We start from the raw sequence: 12735 nt of genomic DNA on the forward strand, positions 1-12735 counted from the left end.
CGGCGGGATGATCCCACGGAGTCTACAGGATGCGAACATGGTTGCTCGGACTTGCGCTTGCCTCGGTCGGAACCGTCGCGATGGCTGCTGATCAGGTGACGCCGGCCCCAAAGCCTGCGGCTGCGACGCCTGTGGCCGAGCCAGCGCCGGTGCGGCCGGTCGAGGCGGCGACGCCGGGCGACCTGACGATGGCGCGCGTGTTCGGCAATCCGGACCTGTCGGGATCGCAGCCGCGCGCGGTGCGGCTGTCGCCCGACGGCACGCTGCTGACGTCGCTGCGCAACCGCGACGACGAGAAGGAGCGGTTCGATCTATGGGCCGTCGACACCGCCACCGGGCAGGCGCGGATGCTGGTCGATTCGAAGACCGTCGGCAGCGGCGCGGAACTCACCGAGGCCGAGAAGATGCAGCGCGAGCGCGCGCGGATCGGCGGGCAGAAGGGGATCGTCGCCTATGACTGGGCGCCCGACGGCAAGTCGATCCTCGTGCCGCTCGATGGCGACCTGTATCTCGCCGGGCTCGACGGTAAGGTCACCCGGCTGACCAACACGCCCGGCGGCGAGCTGAACCCGGTAGTCAGCCCCAAGGGGGGCTTCGTGTCGTTCGTTCGCGACCAGAACGTGTTCGTCCAACCGCTGGGCGGGGGCGCCGCGCGGGCCGTCACCACCGGCGGCGGCGGCACGGTGCATTTCGGCGAGGCGGAGTTCGTCGCGCAGGAGGAAATGGATCGCCGCACCGGATACTGGTGGTCGCCCGACGAGCGCTATGTCGCGGTCGAGCGGTTCGACGAGGCGCCGGTGCATACCGCCACGCGCGCGTCGATCGGTGCGACGGGGACCAAGGTGTACGAGCAGCGCTACCCCGCCGCGGGCACGCCGAACGTGCTGGTCGAGCTATATATCATGAAGCCGGATGGCTCGGGGCAGGTGAAGGTCGATCTCGGCACCAACCCCGATATCTATCTGGCGCGGGTCGACTGGACACCCGATGGCCGGATGCTGCTGGTCCAGCGCCAGAGCCGCGACCAGAAGCTGCTCGAGATGCTCCGCGTCGATCCGGCGACGGGCAAGTCGACCGTCCTGTTCACCGAGAAATCGGGCGTGAAGAGCTGGCTCAACCTGTCCGACGCCTATCACGTGCTCAAGGACGGCAGCCTGATCTGGCGGTCGGAGCGCAGCGGCTATGGCCATCTCTACCGGTTCGCGTCGGGCAAGTGGACGCAGATGACCAAGGGCGATTGGGTCGTCACCGATTTGGTGGGGGTCGACGAAGCCAAGGGACGGCTGTTCTTCCTCGGCAACAAGGACGACGTGCTCGAGCAGCAGCTCTATTCGGTCGACGTCGCCAAGCCGAACGCGATCACCAGGCTGACCGAGGCGGGCTGGTGGAACAGCGCGACGATGGATGCGGCCGCAAGCCGGTTCATCATCTCGCGCTCGAACACCAGGCAGCCGACGCAGGTGTATCTGGCCGACGCGACGGGCAAGCGGCTGTCGTGGATCAACGAGAATGCGGTGGTCGAGGGGCATCCCTATTACCCGTATCTGCAGAGCCATCAGGAGACCAAGTTCGGGACGCTGAAGGCCAACAACGGGATGACGCTCTATTACGAGATAATCACCCCGCCGCTCGAGCCCGGCAAGAAATACCCGGTGTTCTTCGAACATTATGGCGGACCCGGCACCGGCCAGCAGGTGACGCGCGGCTGGCAGGGGGGACTGCCGCAATATCTGGTCGATCGCGGCTGGATCTATTTCAAGATCGACAATCGCGGCTCGTATAACCGCGGCAAGGCGTTCGAGGACCAGATCTATCACGCGATGGGCACGGTCGAGGTCGAGGACCAGCTGACGGGCGCGAACTATCTGAAGTCGCTGCCGTTCGTCGAGCCAAGCAAGATCGCGACCTATGGCTGGTCCTATGGCGGCTATATGTCGCTCAAGATGCTGGAGAAGACGCCGGGCGTCTATGCGGCGGCGGTGTCGGGCGCGCCGGTGACCGACTGGCAGCTGTACGACACGCATTATACCGAGCGGTATCTGGGCGATCCGGCGAAGGACCCGGCGAGCTATTCCACCTCGGCGGCGGTCGAGGAGGCGAACAGGATCGTCGACCCGCTGCTGCTGATCCACGGTATGGCGGACGACAATGTGTTCCTCGACAATTCGACCAAGGTGGCCGCGCGGATGCAGGCAACCGCGACGCCATTCGAGATGATGTTCTACCCCGGTTACACGCACCGCGTGGCGGGGCCGGGGATCAGCGAGCATGTCTGGGGGACGATCCTGAACTTCCTCGACCGGACGGTGAAGGACAAGCCGGTTCCCGAGGCGGCGCCAGCACCGGTGAAGTAAACGCCGGTGCGGTTCGTCGAGACGTTTCATTTGTGGCCGTTCCTCGACACGGTGGTGAGCTATGCCGCCGCGTTCGTGTTCGGAACGCTGATCGGGGCGGAGCGCCAATATCGCCAGCGGACCGCGGGATTGCGGACGAACACTTTGGTCGCGCTCGGATCGGCGGCGTTCGTTGATCTCGGGCAGCGGCTGGGCGGCGACGTCGAGTCGATCCGGATCATCGCCTATGTCGTGTCGGGGATCGGGTTCCTCGGCGCGGGCGTGATCATGAAGGAGGGGATGAACGTCCGCGGGCTCAACACCGCGGCGACGCTCTGGTGCTCGGCGGCGGTCGGGGCGTGCGCGGGGAGCGACATGATCGCCGAGGCGGGGTTGCTCACATTCGTCGTGCTGCTGGCGAACACCGCACTCCGGCCGCTGGTCGACGGGATCAACCGGATACCGACCGAGGGGCGGACGATCGAGGCCACCTATAGCGTGATGGTGACCGCGGCGGCGGCGGATGCCGGGCCGATCGGCGACCTGGTGGTGGAGCATCTCGAGGCTGTGCAGCTTCAGGTGGCGGAACTGGACGTGACCGAGCGCGGCGAGGACCGGGTCGAGATCGCGGTGACCCTGGTGGCGACGAACGTGCCGTCGGAGGAGCTGGATGCGATTACGGATCATCTGGCGCAGGTCCACAGGATCGAGCATGCGACGTGGCAGGCGCGGACTCACGACTGAGGGGGACTGCCGTTACCCTATGCTAGGGACCCCCCCGGCATATTAGGCACCACCCCGGCATACTAGGCACCACCCCGGCGGAGGCCGGGGCCCAGTTGGGGGACGTCGCTGACCAAGCGCAGCCCTTCGTTACTGCAACCTTTCCAACTGGGCCCCGGCCTTCGCCGGGGTGGTGCAGTAACAAGGGAACAAGGAGGGGAGGGCCATACTCTCCGTAGCCCCCAAACCCCCACTATCCGCGCAACAAGTCGAAAGCCGTTGGACCTGCCCGCGCAACGTCGGTACTGCGCGGCCAAGTCCAATCGGAGTTATGACATGGGTTATCGGGTGGTGGTCGCAGGCGCGACCGGCAATGTCGGGCGCGAGATGCTCAATATCCTGGCGGAGCGCGAGTTTCCCGCCAACGAGATCGCCTGCGTCGCGTCGTCGCGCAGCCAGGGGCTGATGGTCGATTACGGCGACACCGGCCGCCAAATCAAATGCCAGAATATCGAGCATTTCGACTGGAATGGCTGGGACATGGCGCTGTTCGCGATCGGCTCCGAAGGCACGGCCGTCTACGCGCCGATCGCCGCCGCCGCCGGCTGCGTCGTGATCGACAATTCGTCGCTGTACCGCATGGACCCCGACGTGCCGCTGATCGTGCCCGAGGTGAACCCCGAGGCGATCGACGGCTATAAGGTCCGTAACATCATCGCCAACCCGAACTGCTCGACCGCGCAGATGGTCGTCGCGTTGAAGCCGCTCCACGACGCGGCGAAGATCCTGCGCGTCGTCGTCTCGACCTATCAGTCGGTGTCGGGCGCGGGCAAGGCCGGGATGGACGAGCTGTTCGAGCAGAGCCGCAACATCTTCGTCGGCGATCCCGCCGAGCCCAAGAAGTTCACCAAGCAGATCGCGTTCAACGTGATCCCGCACATCGACAGCTTCCTCGACGACGGCTCGACCAAGGAAGAGTGGAAGATGGTCGTCGAGACGAAGAAGATCCTCGACAAGAAGATCAAGGTCACCGCGACCTGCGTGCGCGTGCCGGTGTTCGTCGGCCATTCGGAAGCGATCAACATCGAGTTCGAGAACGAGATCTCGGCCGAGGAAGCGCAGACCATCCTGCGCGAAGCACCGGGCATCATGCTGGTCGATAAGCGCGAGGACGGGGGGTATATCACGCCGATCGAATGCGTCGGCGACTTCGCGACCTATATCAGTCGCGTGCGCGAGGATCCGACCGTCGAGAACGGGCTGAACCTGTGGTGCGTCAGCGACAACCTTCGCAAGGGGGCGGCGCTGAACGCGGTGCAGATCGCCGAACTGCTCGGCCGCAGGCATCTGCAAAAGGCGTAAGGTCGAGCGGCGGCACGCTGCGTTTCCCTATCCGATTGGTCCATGAAAACGCCGCGTCGTCACACCCGTGACGGCGCGGCGTTTGCGATTCGCAAGGTTTTCGCGGGCGCGCCCCCGACCGCATGATCGATCCATTTTGCGCCTATCCGATGTCGGGGGGCGTGATAGTCGCCGATCTGAGTTCGACGGTTAACGATCACTCATGGCCGCATCGTCAGGAAAAGCTGACTTTCAAGCAAAGTAAAATCAAAACGGATTTGAGTCATACTCAAATTGAATATCTATTCATGCCAGTAACGTTTCTGAAAAACTACTGTTCCCATGTATTTCTTATTTAACGCGGTAACTTACTGTTAGTACACGTGAGATCAAAATCCGTCCGTTCCTGTAGTCGAGCCGAAAAAGGCCGGCGACTTGGAAAGTCAGCGCTGCCGTCGCAGTCGCCAGTGGAGGATTGTTCGATGTCTTATGCGTTTGTTCGCCCGGTGTTCCGCAGTTCCATCACTCATGGCGGTGCGGCACCGGCCGTGGTCGAGCCGATCGGGGGCGGGTCGGACCGCGGCGCGCGCGCCCTGCGGCGGTTGCGCGCCGGCGTGTCGCTGATCGGCGTGGCGGCCACCACGCTGTTCGCCACGCAGACCGCCTCGGCGCAAACGGCGACGCCCAACATCGTCAGCGCGTGCTCGGGCGTCAGCCTGCCACGGTCGGTGGTGACCGACATCCTGCGGCCGGTGATCAACGGCGTCGTCGATCCGATCCAGTCGACGGTCAATCCGATCCTGGGAAGCGTCAACGCGGTCATCTCGGTGCCGCTCGTCTCGGTGCTCGTGCCGCCGCTGGCCGTCTCCAACCTCAACATCAACGCGACCGGCCTGCTGGACAATGCGGCGAACGGCAGTCCGATCACGCTGCAGGTCCTGAACGCCAACGGCACGATCGTCGGTCCTGCTGATCGCTGCGACACGCAGGCGGACAGTTTCTCGTTACGGACCCCCGCCGGGATCGCGATCGGTGGCAACCGGATCACCGGGCTCGGATCGACCGGGCTGGAGGCGCTGGCAGGCGAGGCGAATTCGGTGGCGTTCGGCAATTCGGCAGCGACCGCGGCGACCGCGGCGGGCTCGATCGCGTTCGGCACGCGCGCGACCGTCGGCGCGGGCGCGACCGGGGCCATCGCGCTGGGCACCGATGCCAGAGCGACCGGCGTCAACGGCGTCGCGCTCGGCGCCGGGAGCGTCGCCACGCGCGCACCGCAAACCCGCTATACCGCGATCGGCCTGGCCGCCGCGCAGAATTCGGCCGGCGAGGTGTCGGTCGGTTCCGCAGGGCTCGAACGGCAGATCACCAACGTCGCCGCCGGGACCGCGGCGACCGACGCGGTCAATGTCGGGCAGCTGGCCGGCGTGCAGGCGCAGATCGGCACGCTCGCAACCGGTGCCGTGCAATATAACACCGCCGCGCAGGACCGCGTGACGCTGGCAGGGGCCGCGGGCACCACGATCGACAACCTCGCACCCGGGACGCTCGGGGCCGGATCGACCGAGGCGGTGAATGGCAGCCAGCTGTTCGCGACTAATACCAATGTCACCAATCTGACGACCAGCATCGCCAACGGCGCGATCGGCGCGCTGCAATATACGAACGCCGCGACACCGACCGTTCCGAACGGCGGGGTGCCGAGCAACGACACGGCGCTCGTCGGTGCGGCAGCAGGCCCGGTCGGGCTGCACAACGTCGCCGACGGCGTCGTCGTTGCGGGCTCGACCGATGCGGTGAATGGCGGGCAGCTGGCGACCGTATCGGGGCAGCTCGGGACGCTCGGCACGCTCGCGGTCCAGTATGACGACGCGACGCGGACGCGCGCGACGCTGGGCGGTGTGGGCACGGGCGCAGCCCCGGTCGCGTTGGGCAACGTCGCGGCGGGCGCACTCGGCGCCGCGTCGACCGAGGCGGTGAATGGCAGTCAGCTGTTCGCCACCAACACCAACGTCACCAACAACGGCAACGCGATCACCAACCTCACGACCAGCATCACCAATGGTGGGATCGGCGCGCTGCAATATACGAACGCCGCGACGCCGACCGTGCCGAACGGCGGGGTGCCGAGCAACGACACGGCGCTCGTCGGTGCGTCTGCAGGCCCGGTCGGGCTGCACAACGTCGCCGATGGCGCCGTCGTTGCAGGCTCGACCGATGCGGTGAACGGCGGGCAGCTGGCGACCGTGTCCGGCCAGGTCAGCGGGCTGTCGGCGCTTGCGGTCCAGTATGACGACGGTGCGCGGACGCGTGTGACGCTGGGTGGCGTCGGGACGGGGGCGGCACCGGTTGCGATCGGCAACGTCGCCGCAGGCACGCTCGGCGCGACGTCGACCGATGCGGTCAATGGCAGCCAGCTGTTCGCGACCAACACCAACGTCACCAACCTGACGACCAGCATCGCCAACGGCGGGATCGGCGCACTGCAATATTCGAGCGCGGGCGCGCCGACGACGCCCAATGGCGGGGTGCCGTCGAACGATGCCACGCTGGTCGGCGGCGCGGCGGGGACGGTCGCGCTCCACAATGTCGGTGACGGCGTCGTTGCGACCGGCTCGACGGACGCGGTCAATGGCGGTCAGCTCGCGCTGGTATCGGGCCAGCTTGGCGGCCTGTCCGCGCTGGCGGTGCAATATGACGATGCGACGCGCGGCCGGGTGACCTTCGGCGGGGTCGGCGCAGCGCCGGTGGTGCTCGGCAACGTCGCGGCAGCGACGCTCGGTGCGACCTCGACCGAGGCGGTCAACGGCAGCCAGCTGTTCACGACCAACGCCAACGTTACCAACACCAACACCGCCCTGACCACTCTGACGACGACCATCGCCAATGGCGGGATCGGTGCGGTGCAATATTCGAACGCCGCGACGCCGACGACGCCGAATGGCGGCGTGCCGAGCAACGACGTCACGCTGGTTGGTGCGACGGCGGGACCGGTCGGGCTGCACAATGTCGCCGATGGCGTGGTCGCGACCGGATCGACCGATGCCGTCAATGGCGGCCAGCTGGCGAGCGTCTCGGGCCAGGTCAGCGGCCTGTCGGCGCTGGCCGTCCAGTACGACGATACGACACGGACGCGCGCAACGCTCGGCGGCGCCGGGACCGGGGCGGCCCCCGTCGCGCTCAGCAACGTCGCGGCGGGCGCGCTTGGCGCTGCCTCGACCGATGCCGTCAACGGCAGCCAGTTGTTCGCGACCAACACCAATGTCACGAACCTTACGACGAGCATCGCCAATGGTGCGATCGGTGCGCTGCAATATTCGAGCGCGGGTGCGCCGACGACGCCGAACGGGGGCGTGCCGTCGAACGACGTGACGCTGGTCGGCGGTGCAGCCGGCGCCGTCGCGTTGCACAATGTCGGCGATGGCGTGGTCGCGGCAGGCTCGACCGATGCGGTCAATGGCGGGCAGCTCGCGACGGTGTCCGGTCAGCTCGGCAACCTCGCTGCGCTGTCGGTGCAATATGACGACGCAACGCGTACCCGGGTCAGCTTCGGCGGCGTCGGCGCAGCACCGGTGGTGCTCGGCAACGTCGCCGCCGGAACGCTCGCGGCGGGTTCGACCGAGGCGGTGAACGGTGGCCAACTCGTCGGGCTTGGCACCTCGGTCGCAGCGAGCCTCGGAGGCCTGTCGCGCTATGATCCGGCGACCAACAGCGTGCTCGCCTCGTTCGGCTTCGGTGGCACGCAATATGGCAATGTCCAGTCGGTGTTCGACGCGGTCGACGGAGCGATCAATGGCGGTGCGGGGATCCGCTACTTCCATGTCCTCTCGACCCGCGCCGATGGCAGCGTGACGGGCACCGACAGCCTCGCGATCGGGCCCGAAGCCACTGCCACCGCGGGCAATAGCGTCGCGCTGGGCACCGGATCCCTCGCCGTTCGTGGTGGCGCACTCGGCTATGCGGCGCTGGGACTTGGCGGGTTGCAGAACGCTGTGGGGGAGGTGTCGGTCGGCTCGGTCGGTGCGGAGCGGCAGATCACCAATGTCGCCGCGGGTACCGCGGCGACCGATGCCGCCAATGTCGGCCAGGTCGCGGGCGTCGCGGCTCAGGTCGCCGCGCTTGGCAGCAGCACGGTCCAGTACGACAACGCCGCCAAGAGCTCGATCACGCTCGGCGGCGGCACCGGGGGGACGGTCATCACCAACGTCGCGGCGGGCACGGTAGCGGCCGGCTCGACCGATGCGATCAACGGCGCGCAGCTTGCCGCGACCAACGCCCAGGTCGCGACCAACACCACCGCGATCACCAATCTGGGCAATCAGGTCGCCAATGGTGCCGCCGGGCCGGTGCAATATTCGAACCCCGGAAGTGCCACCACGCCTAACGGTGGCACCAAGACCAACGATCTGACGCTGGTCGGTGCGACGGCGGGGCCGGTGGGGCTGCACAATGTTGCGGGCGGTTCGATCGCTGCGGGCTCGACCGATGCGGTCAATGGCGGACAGGTCTATGCGCTGGCGCTGACGACGGTGAATGCGGTCTCGTACGGCACCGATGCGAACGGCGCGCGGACCAATACGGTGACGTTGACGGGGGGGAACGCGGCCGCCCCGGTCAAGGTGGCCAACGTCGCTCCGGCGACGCTCGCCGCGGGCTCGACCGACGCGGTCAATGGTGGCCAGCTCTATACCACCAACCAGGCGGTCGCGACGGCACAGGGCACCGCCGACAGTGCGCTCGCGCTGGGCAACAACTCGGTGCAATATGGTCCGTCGCGCACCAACGTGACGTTCAATGCGGGCGGTCAGGCCACCGTGCTGAGCAACGTCGCGGCGGGCGTGTCGACCACCGACGCGGTCAATGTCGGGCAGCTCAACTCGGGCATCAACTCGGCGGTGACGCAGGCCAACGCCTATACCGACGGACGGATCGCGGCGCTCGACTTCGATCTTCGTTCGGTCCGCCGCGACAGCTATGCCGGGACGTCGGGTGCGCTGGCCGCCGCTGGGCTCCCGCAGGCGTACGAAGCGGGCAAGGGCATGGTCGCGATCGGCGGCGGCACCTATGCCGGGCAATCGGCGGTCGCGGTCGGCATGTCGAAGGCGTTCGGCGACGGCCATACCGTGGTGAAATTGAGCGGCACCTATGACTCGCAGGGCAAGGCCGGGGCGTCGGGGGGGATCGGGTATCAGTTCTGACACCCCCGGAGATATGCGCGAGCGGGCGGCCTTCGGGTCGCCCGTTTTCGTTCGGGGGCGTTGACAGACGGCGCGCGCGCTCCGAACTGGCCGCGAACCATAGCAGGATGAGACCGTGGCCAGCACCCCGAGCGAGACCCAGTATTTCGATAGCTTCGACGGCACTCGGCTGGCGTGGCGCGAGCTTGGCGAGGGCCGGCCGGTGGTGCTGATCCACGGCTATTTCTCCGACGCGAAGACCAACTGGATCCGCTACGGCCACGCCGCGAAGATCGCCGCGAAGGGGTTTCGCGTGATCATGCCGGACCTGCGCGCGCATGGCGACAGCGGCAAGCCGCACGGGCTGGAGGCGTATCCGGCGGATGCGCTGACGCAGGACGGGCACGCGCTGGTCGCGCACCTGGGGCTGACGGACTATGACCTGGGCGGCTATTCGCTGGGCGCACGGACGACGTCGCGGATGCTCGCGACGGGGGCGACGCCGCGGCGGGTGATCTTCTCGGGGATGGGGCTTGCGGGGCTGACGCAGACGTCGCGGCGCGCTGGCCATTTCCGCAATATCCTGACCAAGCTCGGCGAGCATGTGCAGGGGACGCCTGAGTGGCTGGCGGAGGCGTTCCTGAAGACCACCGGCGGCGACCCGGTCGCGCTGCTCGGGATCCTCGAGACGTTCGTCGACACGCCGATCGAGTCCGTCAAGGCGATCCAGCAGCCGACGCTGGTCGTGTGCGGGGCGGAGGACCAGGATAACGGGTCGGCTCCGGACCTAGCCGCGGCGCTGCCGCATGGGGAGTATGTCGAGACACCCGGCGGCCATATGAGCGCGGTGGTGAAGCCCGAGCTTGGGCAGGCGATCGCCGACTTCCTGGCGCGCTGACGCGCACAGGGACCGGCACCCTTTCCGCCACATCTTCCGTCACCTGACGAAAGTCAGGATGACGGGGGGCGGGCGGGGCGGGGACGGGGCTGACATTTGTGATCGCGGGTTGACCACGGCGCGGTCGAGCCGCCATCAGTGCCCCGCATAAAAGGGGATGATGATGGTTCGGTTCAGTGTTTCGATGTTCGCTCTGGCTGGGGCACTGTGCGCAGTGCCGTCCGTCGCCGGCGCGCAGGCTGCCGTTGCAGCGACCCCGACTCCCGCGGGCAAGCCGACTGTCGCGCAGGCGGATGCGTTCGTCGCCGAGGCCGAGCGGGTGATGGCGGCCGCTTCGATCGACGCGAACCGCGTGGCGTGGGTCAACGCGACCTACATCACCGACGACACCGATGCGCTGGCGGCGAAGTCGGGTGCGGAGATGACCGATCTTGGCGTGAAGTACGCGTTGGGGGCCGCGCGCTATGCGGCGGTGCCGGGGTTGTCGTTCGATACCAGGCGCAAGCTCGATCTGCTGCGCGGCGGACTGACGCTGCCCGCGCCGACGCGGACGGGCGCGTCGGAGGAATTGTCGACGCTCACCACCAAGATGTCGTCGTCCTACGGCAAGGGCATGGGCACGCTCGACGGCAAGCCAATCAACGGATCCGACATCGAGGCGGCGATGGGCTCGGTGCGCGATCCGGCCAAGCTGACCGAGATGTGGACGAGCTGGAACGACAAGGTCGGCGCACCGATGCGCGGCGACTATGCCAAGATGACCGCGATCTCGAACGAAGGCGCGCGCGAGCTCGGCTACAAGGACGTCGGTTCGCTGTGGCGCTCGGGCTACGACATGACCCCCGAGCAGTTCGCGGCGCTGACCGATAAGATCTGGAAAGAGGTCGAGCCGCTCTACATGGCGCTGCACACCTACACGCGGTGGAAGCTGAACGAGAAGTACGGCGACGCGGTGCAGGCGAAGACCGGTCCGATCCGCAGCGACCTGCTCGGCAACATGTGGGCGCAGGAATGGGGCAATATCTACGATATCGTCGCGCCGAAGGGGGCGGGCGACGTCGGCTATGATACCGGCGACCTGCTCAAGGCGAAGGGCTATGATCCGCTCAGGATGGTGAAGCAGGGCGAGGGGTTCTATTCGTCGCTGGGCTTCGCACCGCTGCCGGAGACGTTCTGGAAGCGGTCGCAGATCACCAAGCCAGCCGACCGCGACGTGATCTGCCATGCCTCGGCCTGGGATCTCGACAACCAGGACGATATCCGGATCAAGATGTGCACCAAGGTGAACGCGGACGATTTCGTCACGATCCACCACGAGCTAGGCCACAATTACTACCAGCGCGCGTACAAGGCGCAGCCCTTCCTCTACAAGAACGGCGCGAACGACGGCTTCCACGAGGCGATCGGTGATACCGTCGCCTTGTCGATCACGCCCAATTACCTCGTCAAGATCGGCCTGCTCGATGCGGCCAAGGTGCCGAGCGCGGACAAGGACATCGGCCTGCTGCTGCGCCAGGCGATGGACAAGGTCGCGTTCCTGCCGTTCGGGCTGCTGATCGATAAATGGCGCTGGGGCGTGTTCTCGGGGCAGATCCCGGCGACCGGTTATCAGGCGGCGTGGGATCAGCTGCGGCTGCAATATCAGGGCATCAAACCGCCGGTCGCGCGCGACGAGACCAAGTTCGATGCGGGGGGCAAATACCATATCCCGGCGGCGGTGCCGTATACGCGCTACTTCCTGGCGCGCGTGCTGCAGTTCCAGTTCTACAAGGCTGCGTGCGACCAGTCGGGCTGGAAGGGGCCGCTGCATCGCTGCTCGTTCTACGACGACAAGGCGGTCGGCACGAAGCTGAACGCGATGCTGAGCATGGGCCAGTCGAAGCCGTGGCCGGATGCGCTGCAGGTGTTCACGGGCAGCCGGCAGATGTCGGGCGCGGCGCTGGTGGCGTATTTCGCGCCGTTGAAGGCGTGGCTCGACGTGCAGAACAAGGGCAAGCCGACTGGGTGGTGAGCAGCCTTTCTGTTTCCCCGCGAAGGCGTGGATCCAGGGCTACGCGCGCAATGTTTGGTTTTAGCTGGGGCCCCGCCTCCGCGGGGGAACTCCTGACAGATGGGCCGCGACCCCCGACCACCCCGGCGAAGGCCGGGGCCCAACTGGGGGACGGAGCTAACAGAGCGATGCGCGTCCTTACTCAGGACGTACCACTTGGCCCCCGGCCTTCGCCGGGGTGGTCGTGGAAGCCGGAGCGGGGAGCGAGTGCCCGAC

Annotated in this window: 6 protein-coding genes; all 6 read left to right on the forward strand. The window is 66.9% G+C overall.

The features are described from left to right. The first annotated feature begins 80 nt into the window (after window positions 1-80). The 6 genes from ASE88_RS14935 to ASE88_RS14960 all read left to right on the forward strand — a co-directional run bounded on the left by ASE88_RS14935 (window position 81) and on the right by ASE88_RS14960 (window position 12480). Window positions 81-2354 carry a DPP IV N-terminal domain-containing protein gene (locus tag ASE88_RS14935; RefSeq protein ID WP_414893848.1) on the forward strand — a complete coding sequence of 758 codons (2274 nt, stop codon included), beginning with the start codon at window positions 81-83 and terminating at the stop codon, window positions 2352-2354. 6 nt (window positions 2355-2360) lie between these two features. After that, complete coding sequence (locus ASE88_RS14940; RefSeq protein WP_056478978.1) at window positions 2361-3077, forward strand: MgtC/SapB family protein; 717 nt, start codon at window positions 2361-2363, stop codon at window positions 3075-3077. 315 nt (window positions 3078-3392) lie between these two features. Next, complete coding sequence (locus tag ASE88_RS14945; RefSeq protein ID WP_056478981.1) at window positions 3393-4418, forward strand: aspartate-semialdehyde dehydrogenase; 1026 nt, start codon at window positions 3393-3395, stop codon at window positions 4416-4418. 461 nt (window positions 4419-4879) lie between these two features. After that, window positions 4880-9592, forward strand: coding sequence for a YadA-like family protein (locus ASE88_RS14950; protein WP_056478983.1), 4713 nt, complete (start codon window positions 4880-4882; stop codon window positions 9590-9592). Between the two features lie 115 nt (window positions 9593-9707). Further along, entirely contained in the window at window positions 9708-10469 is a 762-nt protein-coding gene (locus tag ASE88_RS14955) for an alpha/beta fold hydrolase (RefSeq protein ID WP_056478986.1), read from the forward strand. A 163-nt stretch (window positions 10470-10632) separates the two neighbouring features. Continuing rightward, window positions 10633-12480 carry a M2 family metallopeptidase gene (locus ASE88_RS14960; protein WP_056479661.1) on the forward strand — a complete coding sequence of 616 codons (1848 nt, stop codon included), beginning with the start codon at window positions 10633-10635 and terminating at the stop codon, window positions 12478-12480. Window positions 12481-12735 lie beyond the last annotated feature (255 nt).

It is taken from the genome of Sphingomonas sp. Leaf38 (genome assembly GCF_001421825.1).
Classification (GTDB): Bacteria; Pseudomonadota; Alphaproteobacteria; order Sphingomonadales; family Sphingomonadaceae; genus Sphingomonas.